Source organism: Yoonia sp. JB2-21 (assembly GCF_055693545.1).
In genome coordinates this window covers 942,725-963,682 of the sequence record NZ_JBVFUC010000001.1, presented here as the reverse complement: position 1 = coordinate 963,682, position 20,958 = coordinate 942,725, and the positions used below count along the sequence as shown (strand labels likewise).

Sequence of the window (20,958 nt, the reverse complement as noted above, 5' to 3'; positions counted from 1 at the left end):
CGAAAGGAGCGACCTTGAGAGACATGAAAAACGCGCATAGATCAGCGAGGCTGCCGATCCATTAGCCTACGATCGGGAAATTGCTGCACAAGAACATCAATGAAGGCACGTAAGCGCGCGGTGACGGAATAGGGGGATGGGTACACAAACGAGATTGTTACATCCTCGCCGTCCCAGTTTGGCAAAAGGCGCATCAATGCACCGCTGGTGATGTCCTTTTGAACCAGGAACTCGGGAAGATAGGCGATACCAGCACCCGCAACCGCAGCATCCCGCAGGACGGCTAACGAATTCATCGTGACGACAGGGTTCACTGTGACGCTGGTTGGTTTGGCGTCTTGGAAAAACGTCCATGCGCGTGCCTTGCCGCCCTCTAATGTCAGCGCGGGAAGCTTGGCCAGATCGGACGGTCTTTGCGGTATGCCTTTGTCGCCCAAAACATTTTGCGCGCCGACGGGGATCGTTTTGGCGACCGCGATTGTACGCGCCGCCTGTTGGCTGTCTGGCAAGGCACCGATGTAAATCCCACCGTCAAATCCTTCGTTCATCAAATCAACGGGGCGATCAAGAAGGGCAATGTCGAGGATGATCCCGGGAAAATCCCGCCGACACTGCGCCGCAATTGCACCCCCGAACGACTGCGCAAACAAGGACGGCATCTTGATCCGCAAAAGGCCTTCGGGGGCTGCGGCACTGGCGCTAAGCATGCGTTCTGCCTCTTGCGCATCCGCAAGGATACGTTGGGCGCGTGGGAGCAAAGCGGCACCTTCTGCCGTCAGGCGTAATTGCCGCGTCGTGCGTTCGATCAACCTGACCCCCAAGGCGGTTTCGAGGTCTTGGATGCGTTTTGAAACGGTCGAGGTGGGCGTCTTCAACCGGCTGGCTGCGGCGGTGAACGACCCTTCCGCTGCGACCGTGACAAATTCTTTCAGGGCGTTGATGTCCATACAGTCACATTATCCATAATTACGGATAATGAAAACAATATTCACCATATAATACTTTAATTTCGCATAATGTAATCTGCCTTTAACAGATCACAAAGAGGCACATCATGACCAATCGCACTGTAGAACAAATCATCACACCACCCGTAGGAATGAATTCCGCACTTATCAAAACCCACGACGTCATGCGACAATCCGTGGGCAACCGCACGGATCCATTCCTTGTCGCAAGCCTTTTTGAAATGAAAGAGCCGGTCTTCGGCGGTCCATTCGTGGCATCGAACCAAGATGAACTGAGACAGTTCAAAACAGCCTTTGCAAAAGGGCAGATGGGCCAATTGACGGCATTCGCCGACAAACGCGCAGCCTAGGATCAGGTCATGACAACGCAAACAACATCTATGGATGACAAATCCCCCAACATGCTCATCACCGCGACAGTGCTCGCGGTGTCGAGCCTGACAATAATGGCGAACGCGACGATCGCACCGTCATTGCACGGCCTGTCTGCGGCTTTTGCAGATGTCCCGGGAATTGAGACGCTTTCAGGTCTGGTTCTAAGCCTGCCATCGCTTGCCATCATTTTGACTGCCGCCATCTTTGGCGCGTTGGCGGATCGGGTCAGTCGGCGCAAACTACTCGCGTTTGCGATGACCCTTTATGCGCTTGGCGGAGCATCGGGCATTGTGGCGTCCAGCATGACAGAGCTGCTCATCGGGCGGGTCGTCTTGGGGATCGGGGTGGCAGGTACGCTGACAATTGCGACAATGTTGGCGGCTGATTTGTGGACGGGCCGCGCGCGTGTTCAATTCATGGGACGGCAAGCGGCCGCTGTGTCCGCTGGTGGAATCGTCTTTCTACTCCTCGGCGGGCTGCTCGCTGAAGTGTCATGGCGCGCGCCGTTCCTCATCTACCTTTTAGCCGTCCCGTTTGCGCTTGCGGCGTGGTTCATCCTGCCAGAAAGCCAAGCGAAACCGCCATCAAAAAACGAGCCTAAACGACCTTTGCCGTGGCGCACGATTGCACCGATTATCGCACTCGCGTTTTTTACAATGGTGACGTTTTACATCATCCCCACGCGGCTGCCGTTCTTGATGCAAGAGGTCGGGCTGACCGCACCATCGCTCTCAGGCGTTGCCATAGCAGCCGTCACAGCCACCAGCATCATCTCAGCAATCGGGTTCTCATGGATAAGGGCCCGCTTTGCACCCCTGACGATATTCGCGCTCAGCTTTCTGCTGATGGCTGTGGGGTATGGGTTGATCGCAAGCGCATCGGGGTTCACGCAAATCGTGGCAGGGACTTTGACCGTCGGCCTCGGGCTTGGCGCGATCATGCCAAACCAGAATTCATGGCTGATGGCGGTGGTCGATGAAAACGCGCGCGGCAAGGCGGCGGGGATGCTGACAACATTCGTCTTCGCAGGCCAATTCGCGGCTCCCGTTATCACGGGCGCTATGGTGGCGTTCGTGTCTGTCGGCACCATTTTCGCGATCTTCGCCGCAGTGCTCGGGCTGACCGCAGTTTTGCTGCTGGCAATCGGGGCCCTGCAACATGTCAATGCGCGACGATCTACATAATGTTCAGCCGGGCTGAAGACGCCCGGCTGGCTTGCTATCAAGTATATCCGTCCTTCTTAACAGCCTGTTTGAGGGCATCTAAAAATAGCCTGACTTTCGGTAACGATCCCCGCGTTGGCGCTGATGTGGCGTTTATTTCCAAATCGGGGAGACGCCAATCGGGAAGGCACAAAGTCCAACCCTCAGGAACGGCGAAGCGTGGCAGAAGCGCCAACGTCTGCGCTTGCATTGCCACCGCAATCACGGGCCGGGTGTCATTGGCAACAACTGCGTGGTTCACGGTGACGGTTTCCGTTTGTGCCGCGTTGCGCAGCGTAACCGTGGTGTCGCCAAGAGTGCGGCCAAGCGATGCGATGCGGTGGTCGGTCAAATCGCAAGGATGGCGGATCAGGGACGCGTCAAAGCCGGGCGGTGCATAGACGTTGACTTGGGTATTCCCCAATCGGGTCAGAACGGCCGACGAATCCGGTGGGCGGCCAACACGGATCACCACATCAACCCCGTCCTCTATCGGATTGACCGCTCGGGTTGTCCATTCGATGAAGACGCTGACCTTAGTGTGTTGCGTGGTGAATTGCGCCACGACATCACTGACAAACGCTTGGCCGAGCACAATGGGTGCAACGACGCTGAGCCGACCAGAGGGTTCGGCCTGAAGGTTTGCGATGTCAGCCTGCACGGCCTCGGCCTGATCCAGCATGGCCCGCGCGTGATCAAATACCCGTCGGCCGGGCTCCGTTAATGCGACACGGCGTGTCGAGCGGTCCAGCAGGCGCAGCCCAAGGCGACCCTCAAGCTGCTTGATATGACGGCTGACTGTGGGTTGAGGGGTATTTGTGGCGCGCGCTGCGGCCGTGAAGCCACCACTTTCCACCACGCGCACAAACATAGCGAGCTCAGTCAGGTGCGGATCTATTAATTCATTCATGAATTAATACTATTCAAATTGACCATCTAATCAAGCGCGACATCCCCGCCTATTTTCATCCCAACAGATTTAAAAAGGATGAGACCGATGATCACTTTGCACACATGGAATACCCCGAACGGCCAAAAGCCCGCGATCCTGCTTGAGGAGCTGGGTCTGTCGTATGAGCTTGTCGCGGTCAACGTCAGCGACGGTGCCCAGCACGAACCTGAGTTTCGCGGCCTGAACCCCAACGGCAAAATCCCAGCGCTTCAGGATGATGATGTAACCCTCTTTGAATCCGGCGCGATCCTGATGCATTTGGCAGAAAAGCACGGCCAATTCCTTGCAAAGGACGGTCAAGCGCGCGCGGATGCGTTGGCGTGGTCGTTCTGGCAGGTTGGCGGGCTTGGGCCGATGATTGGGCAATGGGGACACTTCCTGAATGCCCCTGAAAAACTCCCTTATGCGCTTGAACGCTATCTGGCCGAGACATTGCGCCTGTACGCGGTGCTTGAGGATCGGTTGAGCGCGCATGACTACCTTGCTGGCGATGACTATTCGATTGCCGACATGATGGTCTTTTCTTGGGCAAAGGGTGGCTTGGGCTTTCTTGAAAAAGCAGCCGCCGATCGTTTGTCAGCCCTGCCAAATACGCGGCGCTGGCTGACAGAGATTGAGGCGCGCCCAGCAGTCGCCCGTGCCCTGAAACGCGTGGCTGATATGCAGAAGGAAGCCACAGCATGACCCTTGATAACAAAACAATTTTGGTTGGTGGTGGCACAGGCGATGTGGGCGAAGGGATCGTGCAGGCGTTCACCGATGCTGGCGCCCGCGTCATCGTGCCCGCCCGCTCCATGGCAAAGGCCGAGGCACTGCGCGCAACCCTGAAAAACCCCGCACAACTGAGCGTGATTGAAACCCCATTAGACGATGATGGTGCGGTTGAAGCCTTGCAATCGGACCTGCGCGCGTTCGGCCAAATCGACGGTGCCGTGGCTGCACTTGGTCCTTGGTTCAACTTTGGCAAACTCGCTGAGACATCTGCCGATCAGTTCCAAACAGCGTTCGACGCACTGCTTAAAAGCCACTTTCTGTTTACGAAAGCGGCCGTGCCGATGATCGTCCAAGGTGGCAGCTATGTCACGATCAATGGCGCGGGATCCGAAGCCCCTGTGCCCGGATCATCTGCCGTTTCAATCATGGCACATGGCCTGAACATGCTGATCCAAACCGTAAAAGCCGAAAACCCCGCCTTGCACAGCCACACGCTGTTGCTGCGCAGTGTGATCGCCACGCGTGCGCGTCCTACGCATGACCCGTCTTGGGTGACCGCACGCGAAGTTGGCGAGGCCGCCGCTTGGCTGTTCACCCCAACGGGCAGGCTGACCGCAGGTTCGACCGTTTCGCTGAACGCAAAGCTCACCACTTAGAATGCAACATCTAGGGACCGCTGCGATGCAGGAGAGGATGAGGACCGATCAAGTGACGGCTGTCGAAGCAAGAACCGTTTTGCAGCGCGAGCGGTTCAAATGACGACACAAAGTCGCGTCAATTTGCCGGCATCTGGTCTGCGAGGGCTGACGTCATCCATGGCGCAAGCTGGGGAAGGAAGTCGCGTCAAACTTGGGGAAATCGCTATGGCGCTTGGTCCCGGCGGGCCGTCGGCTGCGATACTTGCGCCCGCACTGATCGCGTTGTCGCCAGCTACAGCTGTATTTGGTGTATCCACAATTTGTGGCATCGCGATCGCAGCCTTAGCGGCGCAAATCATGCTGGGACGGCAAACAATATGGCTGCCTGGATTTATCATGCGGCGTTCTGTTCGGCGCAAACATCTGGAGTGGTTGCGGGATCGGTTGAACACGCCTTTGGGCTGGATCGAACGCCACACACGCCCCCGCTGGACATGGTTGATGCGATGGCCCGCAGGTCACTTGCCCGGCGTTGTGACCTTCAGCATTGGGGCGGCACTTCCGTTTCTCGAACTGGTGCCGCTTTCTGCAACGACAGGCGGCGCTGCGGTCACCCTCTTGGTTCTGGGTCTTTTGCGCGATGACGGTCTGCTGGTGATTATTGGACTTTTCGCTGCTGTTGGCGTGGCACTGCTGATTGGCAGCTTTGTAGGCGCTGTATTTTTCTAACCGGCTTGAAACAATCGGAGGCGATCAACTTGACGAGGGCAAAACTCAGCTTTGAAAACGCAATTCGTCGAAATCTCCCGGATGACATTGAGGCCGTCAGGGCCTCTCATCGTCCAGGTATTAACATGCGCCGCATCAGGCAACTGCATCCGCCGGGTATGCCGCGATGCTACGTTGGCGGAACAAGCGATTATATGGTTGCCATGCGCTTTTCAGGGTCACATAGGGTCACGCGCTATGACGGCAATCGGCTAGAAGGCAACGAAGTGAATATCGGCGGGGTGTGCATTTCCGGTGCCGAACATGAGCACGGTTGGCAATTCCCCGAGACTATTGATGTTTTTCACCTGTATCTCGATCGGCTCGAACTCGAAACTGTTGTTGAGACAGATTTGGATGTCGACGGCCGTCTCTTAAAAATCGAGCCCGTGTGGAATGAGGGGGATCCGTTCTTGTATCAACTGGCGATTGCCGCTGATCATGCATTGCGCGCTTCAACTTCGGCAGATCAATTGTTTCTCGAACAACTCGACGCAACTGTGAAAAGCTATGTGTTAAAACGATACTCGAATTTCGGACATAAGACGCTTGCTTCAGAGACGCATGTCGATGCCACGGACGGGCGTATCTTACGTGTGACAGTTTTCTTTGAAAGCCATTTGTCCGAGGTCATGAAAATCGAAGAGTTGGCGACTGTCGCCGCCATGAGCGGCTCAACATTGATGCGTACCTTTAAGGCCGCGACTGGCCAAACCATCGCAGCTTATGTCAAAGAACGCAGACTACAGCGTGCCTGCGACTTGGTGGAACACACTCAGAAAAGCCTTAGTCAAATCGCCTATGAGACAGGCTTCAGCGATCACTCACACTTCACACGCTCGTTTAAGCTCAGGTTCGGAGTGACACCCCGCAACTGGCGCGCATAGCAAGTGTCGAAATCAGCGCACGCGGACCAAACACGCGAGGCGAACGAAAACGGGAATATCCCTTTCATGAGACATCCCCGCTCTGTCGCTTGATCAAAAAAGCCTAGTTTTCAGCTTGCTCGATTTCATCGTAAAAAGCGTCCAACTCCGCCGCGAGAAATTCGGGAGCCTCTTCGGGTAAAAGATGACCGACGCCCGGAATAACACCGCCTCGCGCATCATCAGTGATCATTTCAAATTGAGAATGGGTAACCGGAATTCCATACTCCCCGCCCCACGCCATCATAGGCACATCGATCCCAGCGTCGCCCAATGCGCGCAATTGCCGGCCTGTCTCAAAGGCGGCACGATACCACCCCACCGATCCCGAAATCCCGTTTTCTGTTTTCAAGCCCGCGGCATAGATGGCTCTGTCTTCCGCGCTTACGGCATCAGGGTTTGCGCTGTGCATGAGCGGCACGAACCAATCAACGAATTCTTGTTCGCGGCCCGTCACCAACGTTTCCACAAGGCCTGGTGCAGTGTTGAAACCAAAGTGCCAGTAGCCACCGTAGGTTTCTTCGCGATATGCCGTGAATTGGTCCAAGTTGTAGCCGACCAACGGCTCATCAAGATAGGTCATGGTCCAAGCAGTTTCAGGGTAGGATCCGGCAAAAGCCAAGCTGACCAGCGCGCCCATATCATGACCGACAACATGTGCATTCTCTTTGCCAAAGTGGTCCAAAATACCGTGGATATCAGCGGCTAAGTTTACGGCGTCATAACCATCGTTCGGCTTGTCTGACGCACCATGCCCGCGCATGTCTGGCACTATCACGAACCGTTCGTCTGATAGCAAAGGCGCTAAAGCACGCCACGAATGGGACGTTCCCATCCAGCCATGCATCAAAACAACGGGCGGGTTTTGTGGATCACCCCAGGTTTTTACGTTCAACTCAATTCCATTTGTCGGAATTCTGGTCTCAGCATCTTGCGCAGCGGCGCTAAGGGGGATGACGGTAATAACCGTCGCAAAGATCGTATTCAGTTTCATGGTGTTTTCCTAAGATTGAGGGAGGATACAATGCCATGCGCATTGCAAAGCCATTATGATTTTCTGGTTGCTAACTCAGCAGGTCGGCTTTGCCGCACCAGCGTCACTAGTTCCATGAAACCAAGGTAACCTTCGCGGTCCTAGTGTCTTGGACCTGCGTGTCAAGTTCTTGAATAAAACAACCGTTTTAGGGGGCTGTTGCCCGAGCATATTAGCGTCTGAACGGATAGTGCCTGCTTGAGGATCTTCGTTGCGTCCTTGCTCTCAACTCGTTCTGCACCTGTCAGCTTTAGGTGGCGGCGCCTCTTCCCTTTCCCTCCCAAATGGTTTTTCGGATCATCAAACGATGGACCGTGGCGGCGAAAGGTCAGTTTAAAATCCAACGTGGTTGGCCAGTTCAAACGGCTGCTTTGGAGCAGTATGCTGCACTGCCATACATTCATCGCCGCCGTTGCGAGCAAATGCTGCATCAGCAATAACCGCATCTGCACAAGTCCGGTCAGTCGGCGACTTGATCCTGGATCGCTTCGTTCTTGCCGCTGTTCGCATGAACGACCGTTTTTCTCGCTCCACAGCAGCATAGGTATCTACACCATTTCAGCAACATCTTCGCTGCGAGCGCATGCAGCAAACTTTTGTCACTTCTGCTTTGGGCTCGCTCCCGTCGTTCGCTGCGGAAAACATTAAAGTCAGCTTTTGGAATGCCGTTCTGTCTCGGTAAGAAATGGCGGCGATGTTCTTGAGACCGGAGTGGCGATTGCGGGGGAATATTACATCACGCTCCAAAACGGATTTCCCCTTCAATTTGAACGCCACGGGCAACTAAGGCTTCCACATGCGCGCACGAGCTCGCGACCTGATTCAAGTGCATAAAAATGCGGGTACGACCTGAATCAAGTGAACAACAATGACCTCCGAGGGGCTATCTATCCTGAGGAAGTACCTATAACTCATATGAAGAGCAGCAGACATTTCAGAAGAATGTCTGTCTTTGTTGAGGAAGGAGCGAGCATGATAAATATACCCCAAGCGGTTTGCGTCGAACGCATCATTGCTTCCGACTGCCCTCAGATCAGCGGGATCCTTGCGGCGGCGCCCAGTGCGAATCGCGGTCGATCCGACGCTCCTTTGATAGTGGATTCTGCGATCCTTGAGATTGGACGCCGGCGAGAAAATTACACGACTATTTTAGTCAGTTAATTTTTCGCAAGCACGACACCCACGCTAGGCAAGCAAGGCAATGGCCTATGTTGCTAGCAGAAGTTCATGCGACGCTAACTCAACCCTTTGCCCATATGCGAAAAACGAAACTGCGAGGCGTTTCTAGCTCGTTGTTTTAAAACAAAAAAATATTAACGCATGGACGCTGACGCGTTATCGTCGATGCAAGCCAATCGTGAACGCCAAAGAGATGAAAGGAACGAATATGACCGACCCTTAAAATGAAAAACGCGACCTGCGCCAACAGATCGCGAAATTCCCGAAAGACCGAAGCCTTCCCTCTTTCAAAGAATAGGTACCACTTTTGTGGGCCCATTTCAAGGACATCGGTTTTTCAAACAATCCTGATCTCGTTCCAGGTCATCTTTTGATGGCAACGGAGGAGGTGCGTCTGCAGCAAACATCGCCGTCCAGACCGGACGCTTCGCGAAATGCTGTCGATCGCCTGACGGGATCTTTCTGTTCGAATTTCGGGGACTATCCCCGCTCAAATGAAAGACAAAGATATGTCCTATCCATTCCATTCTGGCGGTATCAGCCTTCCAGACGCCAGCCGTGGCAATCGCAAGACCCAGGTAGGGTCAACACAACATTTCACCGGTGGCGGCGTCTTTGGTGACGGGTGCGGCGTGCGTGTCGGTACTGAAAGCAATCTCGAGAAAAAAGCCCTGCTTCTTCTATCGGCACGCCCGGCCACGCTGGATGTCGTCGAGCAAGTTGCCTTCGAATGGTATGATGAACATGGTGAGTATCACACGCACTACATGGACCTGGTCGTCACACAGACCGATGAGCGCGTTGTAGGTTATGCCGTCCGTCCAAGCCAGCGGGCAGGGCTCAAGTACACGACGAAACTGGCACGCATCAAAGAGCAGGCCATGCACCAGTGTGTGGTGAATGATTTCCGCTTGTTCACAGAACGGGATGTCTGTCCGGTCGAGTTGTTCAATGCTGAACTGATCCATGCGGTGCGCCGTCCAGATTTCTTTGCAGATCCTGTGTTGCAGGATGTAGCAGGGAAGTCTGTTGGCGTGACGACCATTGGTGACCTGGTCGATCAGTCTGGTCTCGAGGGCATGGGCTTCCGCGCAGCAGTGCGTCTGATCAAGTCTGGCCACCTGCAGATGGTGCGGCATGAACGTATTCGGCGTTCTGCTGAGGTGTTCAGAGCCTGAGTGATCTGACCCAAAATATCTGAGATCGGTGGGGAGCCTAACCCAACCCGGCCAGCCATCCCTCAAAATTTTCCAATTACCAACCCATGCAAGGCGGTCTTGCCGGGGATCAATCAGTCTACGTCAATCGAAAGGAAATGACATGAAGACAGTGAAATTTAACTCTAGCACGATGACTGCGGCTAGCGGTCGCGCCTGTGATCGGGCTCTGGTCGAACGCGCTTTTGGCGACATGACCCGGTTCTTTGAGCGCCTCGAAATCGATGAATGGTCCATGGATCTCAGCACAATCATGGCTGACGGTTCTGAAGCTCCAAAGAAAATTTTGCACCAATAACACCAGTTAATTGGTCTCCCATTCTTGCGGCCTTATGCCGCCCGATCCCTTGAAAGGAACTTCCCATGGATCTCTCATTCACTACTCCAAAAGCCCGCTTGGCCATCAGCAAAGCTGACCGCGTCACAATCGAAGGGTGCGGCTACCGTCTGCATCAAGAAACCGAGGTTGGTTTTGTCTTCCTGAAAGATGATGAAACGCAACTGGCTCATCAATTCTCTCATGAAGAGATGGTGCGTTTGGATAATGCCCATCGTGTGCGCGTTGAGCGAGGCTATTTCGATCCCGATTTTGCTGTAAAGCGCCAGTTGCATGCCAGCACTGCCTTCAATGGTCTCGCGGGAAGTATCGCGACACGTGCCAGTAAGAAAGAGGTCTATACACAAGCTGCATGGAACCTCCGGAGTGAAGGGCTGATGTCTTTCACTGACGCGTCGATCAAGGCGAACAAGTTCGAGCTTGTGGGGCGGGCGATGGAGTTGGCCGAGAACCTGAACCCTTCAGGGAAGACGAAGCTGCCCAAATCTGAAGACTTCAGTATCCCACCTTCTCCCAGGACTTTGCGACGGTGGTTGGCGGCGATGAGTAGCTATGGTCGTGGGGGTCTCGTCGATCGGATCGACAGCCGCGGTAACCGATCTAGCCGCATGGGGCCAGAGGCGATCGGTTTGATGATGAAACAGGTGCGTAAGTACCTTTGCCCTGAAAAACCGTCCATCAAACAAATCCATGAGCAGGTGCAGCTGAGCTTTCATGATCGTAATGAACTGCGCAAGGAAAACGGTCAGGATCCACTAAGCGTTCCAGCGCGCGAGACGGTGCGCCGTGCCATCCGGGCCCTTGATCCTTATCAAGTTGAATTGGCACGCAATGGTGAAGCTGCGGCGCGTAAGAAATTCCGGCCGGTCCTGAATGGTATCTCGGTGACGCGTCCATTGGAGCGGGTGGAGATTGACGAATGGACCGTTGACGTCATGACGTTCCTGGAAAGCACCGGCATGTATGCACTGATGTCGGATGACGATAAGCGTTCGCTGGGCTTGTTTGTCGAAAGTGACGAAGATGTTGATGGCAAAAAGAAGAAGAAAAAGCCTGCACGGTGGACGTTAACCGCCGCGATCTGTTGTGCCACACGTTGCATCGTCGGGATGGTTTTAAGTCGGAATCCGGGAGCCGAGGCAGCTGTTCAGCTTCTTGAGATGATCACCACCAACAAAGGTGCATGGTCTGATGCAGTTGGTGGGCTGACCCCATGGGACATGCACGGAACACCCGAACTCATTGTTTTCGATGGTGGTCCGGCCTTCAAATCCCAGCGCTTTCGCATGGCGATCAATGACCTCGGTATCATGTGGGAAATGGCCATGAACGGGGTGCCTGAAAACCGTGGTACGATCGAGCGTGTCTTCGGAACTTTTGCGACTGATTTCGCACCACGTCTGGCTGGCCATACGTTCAATAGCATCATCGAAAAAGGTGATGCTGATCCCGAAAAGCGTGCCGCGCTGACGTTAGATGACTTCACCTTCGCGTTGATCCGCTGGGTGACTGACATCTATCATAATACCCCGCATCGCGGCTTGGGCGGCGAAACACCCGTGAAGGCATGGCGTCGGCTGTCTCAAGAATACGGCGTTTCGTCTTCACCAGACATGGAAATGATGCGCCTGTGTTTTGGTCAAGAACGGCAGTACAGGCTCGAAAAAACTGGGATCACAATCCTCGGTGTGCGGTACCAGTCGCAGGCGCTGCAAGAACACATGCGCCGGAAGGACCCGCACGACGTTGATGTGCGTTGGCATCCCAAGGACATCGGTGCGATCTCCGTACGGATCGGCAAAGCGTGGTTCGAAATCCCAGCTTTGGATAGCACGCTAGACGGTGTCGCAGCGCAAACGTGGTTGACCGCAGTGCGCCAAACAAAATCGGCGAACCCAAAGGCGAACCGCATGGATAATGTTGCCGTCCGTGAAGCCATCAAGGCGATCGCAGCACGCAATGAACAGGCCAAGTTGGCATCCAGCCTCAACCTTGAGGATTGGTCCGACGAACGCATGGAACACGCGGAGACCAATCTACTGGCAGGGATCGAATTCTTTGAACGCAAAGAGCCCACTCAGCAGAAGGAAGTTTTGGGCCACGAAATCCCAACCGTCGAGGAGCAGACCGGGGTTCCTATGGACCATCGCGCGCCCAAGAAGGGCAAATCTGCCAAGACAGATGACTTGCCTGCCAAGCCATCCAACTTCACTGTTGAGGAGGATTAATCATGAAAGATCTCGTATCCAAAGAAGCAGCACTGGAAACCGTGCGTGGCCTACACATCGGTCTTGAGTGGGATGTCGATGCGTCCCGGCAAATTAGTCGTCTTCTGCAGCGCGATGAGGATGGCAGTCTTGTTGCTAAAGCTCGACACCTCACCAGGACCGGTGAGACCCGCGGGATGATGTTAGTGGGTGCGCCGGGCAGCGGAAAGTCACACCTCATGGACCGAACTTTGACTAAGGTGGGTCAGGTCTTGGAAAGCACTGCCAACACACGACCTCTAATTGCGTGCCCAGTTCCCAGCCCTGCAACTTTCAAAAGCATGGTGTTGGCCCTGCTGGAAGTTTCTGGGTTCGAAGGCGCAAACCCTCGTCAGGAGGCATGGTCTCTTTGGCAGATGTTCCGTCACAGGCTCAGCATGCTTGGCACCGCGATCGTCTGGATTGACGAAGCTCAAGATCTTTTCTGCGCCGACCGTAAGTTGATCCTTCGCGCCCTGAAATCGCTTATGCAGGGTGACAACGCGGTCGCGGTCGTTTTGTCGGGCACCCAGGAATTGGCTGAAGTCATCCGTACTGATCCGCAGGTCAAACGCCGCTTCACAGCGATGGTGCTAACGGAGCTCGTCGAGACGGTTCACGGTGACATGTTTTGCGCTGTCATGGCCGATTATTGCGGGCGGGTCGGATTGGAGCCGCCGGTGGAAGCGGACATGATCGGGCGTATTTTCCATGGTGCGAGATATCGATTTGGACGCGCCATTGAACTCCTGCTTATGGCTATGGAATTTGCGATTGAATGCGATGATGAATGCCTGACCATTGATCACTTTGCATCTGCTTATGCGATGAATGAAGCCTGTTCTGCGTCTCAAAACGTCTTCTATGCGGACAGCTATCATGTTTTGGATCCCGACGGTGGGGATGATGTGCAGACGCCGCGGTCGCGGCGGAAACGGGGAGGGTGAACGAGATGTCAGCCTTGTTTCCCCATCTTCCTTTTGAACATGACGAAACGCCCATGTCTTGGGCAGCTCGTCAGGCGGCCTTCCATATGGGAGGCCGCGTCATGCCGTTTCTGAACGCCCTTGAAATTTCAGTCCCAGACCTGGCCTGCGGTAAGCCGGAGGCTATCGAGCGCCTATGTAAGAAGGCCGGGCAGGACCCGGCACCCGTGTTTAACAACGCGATCATGGCGCTGGGCGACCGTCGTTACCGGCTTCGCGACTGCGAGTTTTCTGCGGAGTTCACGACTGGCGTTGTCACCCGCGTTTGTCCGCTTTGCTTGAAAGAGGATCGTGACGGGGCGACTTGGCCCCGGGCGGCAACGCGGCACCGCCTACATTGGAGGCTGAACCCTGTCCGCACCTGCAGACGGCACCGTATCTCATTAGTAAATCTTCGCATGGGGAGATGGGACGACATGCTGCATGAGGTTCAGGCGATGGATGACGCGGTGTCCGCAGCATACGCTGTGGCATGCAGGTTCGAGCCACAAGACCCATCGGAACTTCAGTGCTACGTGGAAGACCGCCTTCAGGGCCTGTCTGGGCCGGCTTGGCTCGATGGTCAGGCGATTGATCAGGCGTGCCGCGCAGCCGAGATGCTTGGTGGGCTCGTGGCGTTTGGCCCGAATCTGAGGGCGGCTGAAATGACCGAGGCAATGTGGGATACGGCGAGTCGTGCAGCTTGGCCCATTGTGCTTGAGGGGGATGCTGCCATCCGCGATTTCCTGTGCAAGCAACTCTTGTCTGCGGTCAAAGTGAATGGTCATCCCAGCCCGAGGAGCTCATTTGGTATGCTCTATGGCTGGCTCTTTGCCAACCGACTGTCAAAGAATCCTGGGACGATCCGCGACATTGTACGGGATGTCATCATCGAACATGTCCCATTGGTGCCGGGGCAGATGCTGTTGGGTCAGCACGTCACTACTCCGCGCCTCGCCAGTGTCACGTCGATTGCGTCAGCAGAGGGTCTGCATTCAAAGACGCTGACAAAGATCTTACGACTTGCTGGCGTTATCGACGGCGCCCCGCCACTTGAGGGGGCACGCAATGTCGTCGCTGACTATGCCCTGGCGAAACCTCTCATTGAGCGGGCAAAGCATGCGACACCCGTGACACGCGTTCCGGAGATGTTGTCTGCATCGCGGCCGATGGTTGCCGCTCTCATTGCTTTAGGAAAGTTGCGCAGAATACAGGATCACGATGAGCTCCAAAGCAAGGTTGGCAAAGCGATAGATGGCAGGTCTATCCATGACGTCTTGAAGTTCATTGAGCGGAGTTTCGTCACCATCGACGAGGTGCCGGAAGGACATGTCCATCTGGCAAAAGCTGCCGAGAAAACGCACGTGACCATGCAGGCAATTCTGGAGATGTTATTTGGACTGCATCTGAAAACCGCACGTCTGTTGGCGGGCAAACATGGTTTCAGCGGGGTGATGGTTTCGCCAACTGAAATTATGGAATGTATCGCAGATCCGCCCGAAGGTGCGTCTGATGAGATCTCGATTCTGGATGCCCTGAACGCCAGTATTTGAAAATACGTCCCTAGATCACTGAAAATGCCGCCTCCGGGCGGCATTTTTTGAAACTTTCGATGGCCATTTGATGTGTGTAAATGGTCATTCTGGCCGCCGATGAGTGTAATTTATCCAATGAAATCAATCAGGGTATTTCAGATAGTGGCCAAGTTATGAGGTGTTCGACACAAGCTTTGGCACCGCATATGGGACTTGTGATTTGTAAGTCTCAAACTGCGCGCCATAGCGTTTTTTAAAACGCCGTTCTTTCAGTTTTGGCGCGGCAAGGCAGTAGGCGGTCAGCGTGATCGCCAATGCCAGTTGATCTGGGGTCCAGACCGGCACCGTCCAGAGCGTCAGGGCGAAAGCAACATAGATCGGTTGCCGGATGATTTTGAACAGACCGCCCGTTGGCATGTCCGGGAACACCGGTTTGATGTTTTGCGCCAGCGACATCCAGCCCAATGCGCCGGATTGCACCTCTGCTCCGGCATCATAGCTTGCTTTGATCAGCAGCAACCAAGAAGTCGTGTAGAGTGTGCAGATCACTGCGAAGGCCCAGCCTTCGGCTTGCCACCAGATAACCCCGCTGGGTGTCCACAGCACAAAAAGTGCCAGCAATTGCGCGGATGCGATAATGGTGTAGGTCGTGGTGGAAAGCGTGGCACCGGTCTGTCCCGGTGCCAGCCTCGCGAGGAATCGCCCCCCGCGTCCCGTGAGCAAAACCGAGTGCACCAGCGGGAATTGCAGGACCAGCGCCGCATTTGCGAGGTATGACCACGGGGCCGGGAGAGTGCCGAGGCTGGCGCTCATCCCAAAAAACATCGCCGCGATCATGGCCAGTACAGCCACAGCGAAGATCGTATGGCAGATGATCCCGTAAGCAAAGGCGAGCGCGATGCGTCCCGGCCCTTTGGGTGGGTGCAGGGTACCAAGGGCGAGCCGCAGAAGGCGTGTGAAGGGTGAGGGTGTTTGTGCCGTCATGTCGGTCAGGTAGCGTTTTCAGCACATAAGCCCACCGCTGATGACCAAAGGTCGCAACTTGCCTTGGTCTGTTTGTCCGCTAGATCCCTTGTATGGCCAAAACACCTGCATTCCCGCCCGAACAGATCAGTGAAATTGTGCAGATGGCGCTGTCTGATCACGTCGATTTTGCTGATATCACCCGCGAGTACGGCATCGCCGAAAAGCAGGTCAAAGCCTTGATGCGCGACAATCTGCGGCCGGGTAGCTATCGCGCGTGGCGCAAGCGCGTGCGCGATTTTGGGGACCGGCGTGAACACTATAAGTAGCGGGCGTTGTAACCTGTCCGTCCCGCGCTAGTTCCCGGGTCATGTCAGAAAAACAAAGCACTGCCCAAGCGATGCCAGTCCCGACCAGTCGGGCGGTGCGGTTTGGTAAATTGGGGTCCATGACCGCTGGGATCGCGGGCAGTATGGCGGTGAACGGTCTGGCGCAATTGGGCCGGGGGCAGCGCCCTTCTATGCGCAATCTGCTTTTGACCCCCGCAACATCACCCGTGTCGCCGATCAATTGGCGCAGATGCGCGGGGCTGCAATGAAAATCGGGCAGTTGATGTCGATGGATACGGGCGATGTGCTGCCGCCGGAACTGGCGCAGATCATGGCGCGCTTGCGCGATGATGCGCATTTCATGCCGCCGGCGCAGCTCAAACAGGTGTTGAATGCGCAGTGGTCTGCGGGGTGGCTAGGCAAGTTCAAGAAGTTTGATGTACGTCCTATCGCGGCGGCGTCAATTGGGCAGGTGCACCGTGCGCAGTTGAAAGACGGGCGCGATGTGGCGATCAAGGTGCAGTATCCGGGTGTCGCCAAGAGCATTGATAGCGATGTCAGCAACGTGGGTGCGCTGATGCGGATGTCTGGCTTGCTGCCCAAGGGGTTTGAACTGGCCCCTTATCTGGAAGAAGCCCGCAAGCAGTTGCATGAAGAAACGGACTATCTGCGCGAGGCGGAACAATTGGCGCAGTTTGGTGCGTGGATGGCGGATGCGCCGCGATTTGCTGTCCCTGACCTCCACCCTGATTGGAGCACGGCGGATGTGCTGACCATGTCGTTCGTGTCCGGTCGTCCGATTGAGGATGCGATTGATCTGCCGCAAAAGGCGCGTGACAGGCTGGCCGTTGACCTGATTGATCTGACGCTTAAGGAATTGTTCGTTTTTGGTGCGATGCAGACCGATCCGAATTTTGCCAACTACCTTTATGATGATGACAGCCAACGGATTGTGCTGCTTGATTTTGGGGCGGCGCGCCAGATTGATGCCACCTTAGTGGGGCAGTATTGCAAATTGCTTAAGGCTGGTGTGGCGGATGACGCGGTTGCGATCCGTGAGACTGCAACGGAGATTGGGTTTATCTCTGCCCAGACGCGGGCCGATCATGTGGGGCAGATTGTTGCGATGATCCAGTTGGTGTTTACGGCGCTGCGTCAGGAGAAGGTTTTCGATTTTCGGCAGCCTGCGTTGTCGCGACAAATGCAAGTCGCCGGACAGGCCTTGGCCGAGGATGGCTTTGTGCCGCCGCCGGTCCCGATTGATGTGTTGCTTTTGCAGCGCAAGTTTGGGGGTATGTTTTTGCTGGCAAACCGATTGTCGGCGCGGGTGCCGGTGATGGACCTACTTGCTAACTATCTGGTCGATTAAGTCGGGTTTCGCCGCAAGAGCCAGACGAAGAAAACGCCACCAATCAGCCCTGTGATGATCCCGATGGGGATGTCGTCGGGGGCCATGACGGTGCGCGCCAAGATATCCGCCCATAGCAGGAAAATCGCACCGCAAAGGGCAGAGACGGGAAAGACGCGCGTGTAATCTCCGCCGACGATCAGGCGCACAATGTGCGGGATCATCAGGCCGACAAAGCCGATGATGCCCGAAAAGGCGACCATGACCCCGGTGATCATCGCACCGATGACAAAGACCGTCAGCCGGAACCGTCCGACGGGGATGCCGAGGGTTGATGCGGTTTCGTCCCCCACGGTCATGGCGTTGAGGTTGCGGGCGTTCGCCCAGAGGTACGCGCCGCAGAGGATCAGGATAGCGAGGGGATAGATCAGCTGGCTCCATTGCGCCAGCCCGAGGCCGCCGAGCATCCAAAAGACGACCGTATGGACGGCGCGCGGATCGCCAAGGAAGATCAAAACGTTGGCGGCGGACATCACGATGAATGAGACGGCGACACCTGCGAGGACGAGCCGGTCGGCGCTGGTGGCTGCGGCGAACTGTGACACGCCTAGGACGATGAGTGTTGCCCCAAGTGCGCCGAGGAAGGCCATCAGGGGGACGGTTAGCAACCCGATGAAGAGACCGGTGTGCAACAGGGCGAGGATCGCGCCAAACGCGCCGCCTGCTGAGATACCCAACAGATGTGGGTCGGCGAGCGGGTTGCGGGTGACTGCTTGCAGGCTTGCGCCGACGATGGCGAGGCCTGCGCCCACGAGGCAGGCGAGGATCGCGCGAGGAAAGCGGATGTCCCAGACGATGGCTTCGCGGCCTGCAGACCAATCTGCGCTGATTGCATCAGGGGCGATTTTGTTGATCAGTATGCCCCAGACTGTCGGCAATGGAACCGAGACTGCGCCGACGCTGACCGCGACGGACAGCGAGAGAAACAGCGCTACAAGACCCACCCCATAGGTCACCCGCAGCCGCGCCTTTTGCGGGCGGGCTGCGGGTGTTTGTTTGGTGGCTTGGTCCATCCCGCCCTAGTTGTCGCGGAAGGCGGCAGCGAGCGTCTTGACGGCTTGGATGTTGCGTGGCCCCGGTGTGGCCTCGACATATTCCAGCACAACGAAGCGGTCGTTCTGAACAGCGTCAAGATCTACAAAGGCGGGGTTCGACATCAGATAGTCGCGCTTTTGGTCTGCGGTGACTTCACCATAATTCACGATGATGATGATCTCTGGGTTACGCTCCACCACGGCTTCCCAGCCGATGGTGCCCCAGCTTTTGTCGAAATCATCCATGATGTTGACGCCACCCGCAGCTGCGATCATCGCGCTGGGCATGGCATAGCGGCCCGCAGTAAAAGGGGCGTCTTCACCGCTGTCGTAGACAAAGACGCGGGGGGCTTCGTCCAAGGGTGTCTGCGTGGCCAGAAAATCTGATAGGTCGGTTTGGTAACCTGCGATCAGTGCTTCGGCGCGGTCTGATACATCGAAAATGGCACCGAGGTTGCGCAGGTCGTTGTACATGTCATCCATCGAGGCTGCATCTTTTTCGCCGATGTGGATACAGCTTTCGGTCAATTCATAGACGTTGATGCCAAACGGGGCGAGGGTTTCGGGCGTCACTTCACCACCGACCCGCATGCCGTAGTTCCAGCCAGCAAAGTAGAAGTCAGCGTCGGCCCCGATCAGCACCTCTTTGGATGGGTATTGCTCGGACAGTTCGGGCAACGCCTCAACCCCGGCGCGCATGTCTGCGTCCAGCTTGTTCCAGCCGGATATCCCCGTGTAGCCAACCATGTGGTCGGTCAGACCAAGGACCAGCATCATTTCGGTCAGGTTGATGTCGTTGGAAACAGCGGCTTGTGGCGGTGCGTCAAAGGTCACCTCCCGGTCGCAGCTTTGGACGGTGGTTTGCGCCGCGGCGCTGCTGGCCGCTACGGTCAACGCGGCAGTAATCGGTTTCAGTTTCATAAGGATGCTTCTTTATGGGGCAGGTGGAATGACAGGTGGTTGGCGTCGCTGGGGGTCAGCCGTTCGCGTCGCGCGTCCACCCGGAATGTGTTGGAAACGAGTGCTTCGGTGAGCAGCGTGTCAGGTGCGCCAAAGCCGCGGGGCTGCCCGTCTTCGAGGATCAGGATGTCGTCGCAGATATTGGCTGCGATGTTCAGGTCATGCAGCGAGACGACGATGGTCAGGTCCAGTTCCTTGATCAGTGCCAGCACCTCGAGTTGGTGGCGGATGTCGAGGTGGTTGGTTGGTTCATCAAGGATCAGGATTTGCGGTTCTTGCGCAAGCGCACGGGCGACCATGACCCGCTGGCGTTCGCCGCCGGACAGGGTGCCAAAGTCGCGGTCGCCGAGACCTTGGAGGTCGAGGGTTTCCATGACGTTATTGACGACGCCCGCATTGCGTGCGCCTTGGTTTGCGAACCCTTGGCGATGCGGGGTGCGTCCCAGGCTGATAATTTCGCGCACGCTTAGCCCGAAGGCGGCGCCTTGTTCTTGTAGCACTGCGGCAACGTGGCGCGCTGCTTTGCGTGCGGGCATCGACCACAGGTCTTCACCGTTGATAGCGACGTGTCCGGTTGATGGCGCTTGATAGCGGTAAAGCAGGCGCAGCAATGTGGATTTGCCAGCACCATTGGGGCCGACAACACCAAGGACACGGCCTGCGCTGACTTCAAAACTGGTTTCGTGCAGGATCAGCGGCGCGCGCTTTCTGGGTCGCCAACTGACGTTGCGCACTGACAGGGATGCGCCGCTCATGACGCCAACACCTTGGTGTCTTCAAGCGCGATCATGGCGGCGGGCACGCGGGCCAATGTGGATTTGCGTAGTTTGCCGGGGCGGTCAACAGAAGAGCACCAGCCGTCGTGCAGCACAGCATACTGCTTGGCGAAATCGACCAGATCGTCGATATCATCTTCGGGGGTCATGTCGCCAAACAGATAGGTCGCTTTTTGGGTGCCGTGGTAGGCCACGGTGCAAGGCCGATCACAGCCCGCCATACAGGCGACGCCGGAAATGGCGAAGTCTTCGGCAATTGTATCGCCTGCCGCCGCAATAGCGCGGCGCAGTTTCTCGATCAGTTCAAAGCCGGGGCGGCATTCCGTCCCCTTATGCTTGCACGATGTGCAAACAGTGATGCGATGTTGTGCAGTCCGGTCCATGTCGCCCTCCGCGATGATGCGGGGGCAGGGGGGACATGCAATTCATGCGC

General features: G+C 56.1%; 23 protein-coding genes. 14 read left to right on the top strand and 9 right to left on the bottom strand.

The annotated features are described in order from the left end of the window. Positions 1-41: 41 nt before the first annotated feature. Positions 42-947, bottom strand: coding sequence for a LysR family transcriptional regulator (locus tag ACZ1G5_RS04865; protein ID WP_472731780.1), 906 nt, complete (start codon positions 945-947; stop codon positions 42-44). A gap of 107 nt (positions 948-1,054) precedes the next feature. Between ACZ1G5_RS04865 and ACZ1G5_RS04860 the strand changes: the two genes are divergently transcribed. Both ACZ1G5_RS04860 and ACZ1G5_RS04855 read left to right on the top strand, forming a co-directional pair. After that, positions 1,055-1,318: a hypothetical protein gene (locus ACZ1G5_RS04860; protein ID WP_472731779.1), complete on the top strand. Its 264-nt coding sequence runs from the start codon at positions 1,055-1,057 to the stop codon at positions 1,316-1,318. Positions 1,319-1,327: 9 nt separating this feature from the next. Further along, positions 1,328-2,527, top strand: coding sequence for an MFS transporter (locus ACZ1G5_RS04855; RefSeq protein WP_472731778.1), 1,200 nt, complete (start codon positions 1,328-1,330; stop codon positions 2,525-2,527). 37 nt (positions 2,528-2,564) lie between these two features. Here the strand turns inward: ACZ1G5_RS04855 and ACZ1G5_RS04850 are convergent, their stop codons facing one another. Then, a complete protein-coding gene (locus ACZ1G5_RS04850; RefSeq protein WP_472731777.1) occupies positions 2,565-3,455 on the bottom strand; it encodes a LysR family transcriptional regulator in 891 nt (296 codons plus the stop codon). Positions 3,456-3,542: 87 nt separating this feature from the next. Between ACZ1G5_RS04850 and ACZ1G5_RS04845 the strand changes: the two genes are divergently transcribed. From ACZ1G5_RS04845 to ACZ1G5_RS04830, 4 genes are all read left to right on the top strand, one after another. Beyond that, positions 3,543-4,181, top strand: coding sequence for a glutathione S-transferase family protein (locus ACZ1G5_RS04845; protein ID WP_472731776.1), 639 nt, complete (start codon positions 3,543-3,545; stop codon positions 4,179-4,181). Then, positions 4,178-4,867, top strand: a complete 690-nt coding sequence (locus tag ACZ1G5_RS04840; protein ID WP_472731775.1) for an SDR family oxidoreductase — start codon at positions 4,178-4,180, stop codon at positions 4,865-4,867. The genes ACZ1G5_RS04845 and ACZ1G5_RS04840 overlap by 4 nt, the downstream gene beginning before the upstream one ends. Positions 4,868-5,026: 159 nt before the next feature. Then, entirely contained in the window at positions 5,027-5,578 is a 552-nt protein-coding gene (locus ACZ1G5_RS04835) for an exopolysaccharide biosynthesis protein (protein WP_472731774.1), read from the top strand. A gap of 5 nt (positions 5,579-5,583) precedes the next feature. Then, on the top strand, positions 5,584-6,504 hold the full coding sequence (locus ACZ1G5_RS04830) for a helix-turn-helix domain-containing protein (protein ID WP_472731773.1): 921 nt from the start codon (positions 5,584-5,586) through the stop codon (positions 6,502-6,504). 103 nt (positions 6,505-6,607) lie between these two features. Here the strand turns inward: ACZ1G5_RS04830 and ACZ1G5_RS04825 are convergent, their stop codons facing one another. Next, positions 6,608-7,537 carry an alpha/beta fold hydrolase gene (locus tag ACZ1G5_RS04825; RefSeq protein WP_472731772.1) on the bottom strand — a complete coding sequence of 310 codons (930 nt, stop codon included), beginning with the start codon at positions 7,535-7,537 and terminating at the stop codon, positions 6,608-6,610. 161 nt (positions 7,538-7,698) lie between these two features. After that, positions 7,699-8,118 (bottom strand): hypothetical protein, encoded by a 420-nt coding sequence (locus ACZ1G5_RS04820; protein WP_472731771.1) that lies wholly within the window; start codon positions 8,116-8,118, stop codon positions 7,699-7,701. A 1,146-nt stretch (positions 8,119-9,264) separates the two neighbouring features. Here ACZ1G5_RS04820 and ACZ1G5_RS04815 point away from each other — a divergent pair. The 5 genes from ACZ1G5_RS04815 (at position 9,265) to ACZ1G5_RS04795 (ending at position 15,073) form a co-directional block, all read left to right on the top strand. Then, entirely contained in the window at positions 9,265-9,933 is a 669-nt protein-coding gene (locus ACZ1G5_RS04815; RefSeq protein WP_472731770.1) for a PDDEXK family nuclease, read from the top strand. A gap of 142 nt (positions 9,934-10,075) precedes the next feature. Next, entirely contained in the window at positions 10,076-10,270 is a 195-nt protein-coding gene (locus tag ACZ1G5_RS04810) for a hypothetical protein (RefSeq protein ID WP_472731769.1), read from the top strand. A gap of 65 nt (positions 10,271-10,335) precedes the next feature. Further along, complete coding sequence (locus ACZ1G5_RS04805) at positions 10,336-12,537, top strand: Mu transposase C-terminal domain-containing protein (RefSeq protein WP_472731768.1); 2,202 nt, start codon at positions 10,336-10,338, stop codon at positions 12,535-12,537. A 2-nt stretch (positions 12,538-12,539) separates the two neighbouring features. Then, positions 12,540-13,502: a TniB family NTP-binding protein gene (locus ACZ1G5_RS04800; protein WP_472731767.1), complete on the top strand. Its 963-nt coding sequence runs from the start codon at positions 12,540-12,542 to the stop codon at positions 13,500-13,502. 53 nt (positions 13,503-13,555) lie between these two features. Beyond that, positions 13,556-15,073, top strand: coding sequence for a TniQ family protein (locus ACZ1G5_RS04795; RefSeq protein ID WP_472731766.1), 1,518 nt, complete (start codon positions 13,556-13,558; stop codon positions 15,071-15,073). Positions 15,074-15,226: 153 nt separating this feature from the next. Here ACZ1G5_RS04795 and ACZ1G5_RS04790 read toward each other — a convergent pair whose 3' ends face one another. After that, positions 15,227-16,039 (bottom strand): isoprenylcysteine carboxylmethyltransferase family protein, encoded by an 813-nt coding sequence (locus ACZ1G5_RS04790; protein ID WP_472731765.1) that lies wholly within the window; start codon positions 16,037-16,039, stop codon positions 15,227-15,229. Positions 16,040-16,131: 92 nt separating this feature from the next. Between ACZ1G5_RS04790 and ACZ1G5_RS04785 the strand changes: the two genes are divergently transcribed. The 3 genes from ACZ1G5_RS04785 (at position 16,132) to ACZ1G5_RS04775 (ending at position 17,716) form a co-directional block, all read left to right on the top strand. Beyond that, entirely contained in the window at positions 16,132-16,347 is a 216-nt protein-coding gene (locus tag ACZ1G5_RS04785) for a DUF2805 domain-containing protein (RefSeq protein WP_472731764.1), read from the top strand. Positions 16,348-16,418: 71 nt separating this feature from the next. Further along, on the top strand, positions 16,419-16,616 hold the full coding sequence (locus tag ACZ1G5_RS04780) for a hypothetical protein (protein ID WP_472731763.1): 198 nt from the start codon (positions 16,419-16,421) through the stop codon (positions 16,614-16,616). Continuing rightward, complete coding sequence (locus ACZ1G5_RS04775) at positions 16,598-17,716, top strand: ABC1 kinase family protein (protein ID WP_472734273.1); 1,119 nt, start codon at positions 16,598-16,600, stop codon at positions 17,714-17,716. Before ACZ1G5_RS04780 ends, ACZ1G5_RS04775 begins: the two co-directional genes overlap by 19 nt. On the opposite strand, the gene ACZ1G5_RS04770 is transcribed toward ACZ1G5_RS04775, so the two are convergent. The 4 genes from ACZ1G5_RS04770 to ACZ1G5_RS04755 are packed head-to-tail and all read right to left on the bottom strand — an operon-like array spanning position 17,713 to position 20,908. After that, positions 17,713-18,768 (bottom strand): FecCD family ABC transporter permease, encoded by a 1,056-nt coding sequence (locus ACZ1G5_RS04770; RefSeq protein ID WP_472731762.1) that lies wholly within the window; start codon positions 18,766-18,768, stop codon positions 17,713-17,715. The two genes, ACZ1G5_RS04775 and ACZ1G5_RS04770, sit on opposite strands and share 4 nt — an antisense overlap. Before the next feature lie 6 nt (positions 18,769-18,774). After that, positions 18,775-19,710: an ABC transporter substrate-binding protein gene (locus ACZ1G5_RS04765; RefSeq protein WP_472731761.1), complete on the bottom strand. Its 936-nt coding sequence runs from the start codon at positions 19,708-19,710 to the stop codon at positions 18,775-18,777. Further along, the gene (locus ACZ1G5_RS04760) at positions 19,707-20,504 is read right to left on the bottom strand and encodes an ABC transporter ATP-binding protein (protein ID WP_472731760.1); all 798 of its coding nucleotides are present in this window, start codon (positions 20,502-20,504) and stop codon (positions 19,707-19,709) included. Before ACZ1G5_RS04760 ends, ACZ1G5_RS04765 begins: the two co-directional genes overlap by 4 nt. Then, positions 20,501-20,908, bottom strand: a complete 408-nt coding sequence (locus ACZ1G5_RS04755; RefSeq protein ID WP_472731759.1) for a DUF1636 family protein — start codon at positions 20,906-20,908, stop codon at positions 20,501-20,503. Before ACZ1G5_RS04755 ends, ACZ1G5_RS04760 begins: the two co-directional genes overlap by 4 nt. Positions 20,909-20,958 lie beyond the last annotated feature (50 nt).

Bases quoted from the DNA above. Each gene is read 5' to 3' on its own strand.
- ACZ1G5_RS04865 (WP_472731780.1), bottom strand. From the start codon at position 947: ATGGACATCAACGCCCTGAAAGAATTTGTCACGGTCGCAGCGGAAGGG.
- ACZ1G5_RS04860 (WP_472731779.1), top strand. From the start codon at position 1,055: ATGACCAATCGCACTGTAGAACAAATCATCACACCACCCGTAGGAATG.
- ACZ1G5_RS04855 (WP_472731778.1), top strand. From the start codon at position 1,328: ATGACAACGCAAACAACATCTATGGATGACAAATCCCCCAACATGCTC.
- ACZ1G5_RS04850 (WP_472731777.1), bottom strand. From the start codon at position 3,455: ATGAATGAATTAATAGATCCGCACCTGACTGAGCTCGCTATGTTTGTG.
- ACZ1G5_RS04845 (WP_472731776.1), top strand. From the start codon at position 3,543: ATGATCACTTTGCACACATGGAATACCCCGAACGGCCAAAAGCCCGCG.
- ACZ1G5_RS04840 (WP_472731775.1), top strand. From the start codon at position 4,178: ATGACCCTTGATAACAAAACAATTTTGGTTGGTGGTGGCACAGGCGAT.
- ACZ1G5_RS04835 (WP_472731774.1), top strand. From the start codon at position 5,027: ATGGCGCAAGCTGGGGAAGGAAGTCGCGTCAAACTTGGGGAAATCGCT.
- ACZ1G5_RS04825 (WP_472731772.1), bottom strand. From the start codon at position 7,537: ATGAAACTGAATACGATCTTTGCGACGGTTATTACCGTCATCCCCCTT.
- ACZ1G5_RS04820 (WP_472731771.1), bottom strand. From the start codon at position 8,118: ATGCTGCTGTGGAGCGAGAAAAACGGTCGTTCATGCGAACAGCGGCAA.
- ACZ1G5_RS04815 (WP_472731770.1), top strand. From the start codon at position 9,265: ATGTCCTATCCATTCCATTCTGGCGGTATCAGCCTTCCAGACGCCAGC.
- ACZ1G5_RS04810 (WP_472731769.1), top strand. From the start codon at position 10,076: ATGAAGACAGTGAAATTTAACTCTAGCACGATGACTGCGGCTAGCGGT.
- ACZ1G5_RS04805 (WP_472731768.1), top strand. From the start codon at position 10,336: ATGGATCTCTCATTCACTACTCCAAAAGCCCGCTTGGCCATCAGCAAA.
- ACZ1G5_RS04800 (WP_472731767.1), top strand. From the start codon at position 12,540: ATGAAAGATCTCGTATCCAAAGAAGCAGCACTGGAAACCGTGCGTGGC.
- ACZ1G5_RS04795 (WP_472731766.1), top strand. From the start codon at position 13,556: ATGTCTTGGGCAGCTCGTCAGGCGGCCTTCCATATGGGAGGCCGCGTC.
- ACZ1G5_RS04790 (WP_472731765.1), bottom strand. From the start codon at position 16,039: ATGACGGCACAAACACCCTCACCCTTCACACGCCTTCTGCGGCTCGCC.
- ACZ1G5_RS04785 (WP_472731764.1), top strand. From the start codon at position 16,132: ATGGCCAAAACACCTGCATTCCCGCCCGAACAGATCAGTGAAATTGTG.
- ACZ1G5_RS04780 (WP_472731763.1), top strand. From the start codon at position 16,419: ATGCCAGTCCCGACCAGTCGGGCGGTGCGGTTTGGTAAATTGGGGTCC.
- ACZ1G5_RS04775 (WP_472734273.1), top strand. From the start codon at position 16,598: ATGCGCGGGGCTGCAATGAAAATCGGGCAGTTGATGTCGATGGATACG.
- ACZ1G5_RS04770 (WP_472731762.1), bottom strand. From the start codon at position 18,768: ATGGACCAAGCCACCAAACAAACACCCGCAGCCCGCCCGCAAAAGGCG.
- ACZ1G5_RS04765 (WP_472731761.1), bottom strand. From the start codon at position 19,710: ATGAAACTGAAACCGATTACTGCCGCGTTGACCGTAGCGGCCAGCAGC.
- ACZ1G5_RS04760 (WP_472731760.1), bottom strand. From the start codon at position 20,504: ATGAGCGGCGCATCCCTGTCAGTGCGCAACGTCAGTTGGCGACCCAGA.
- ACZ1G5_RS04755 (WP_472731759.1), bottom strand. From the start codon at position 20,908: ATGGACCGGACTGCACAACATCGCATCACTGTTTGCACATCGTGCAAG.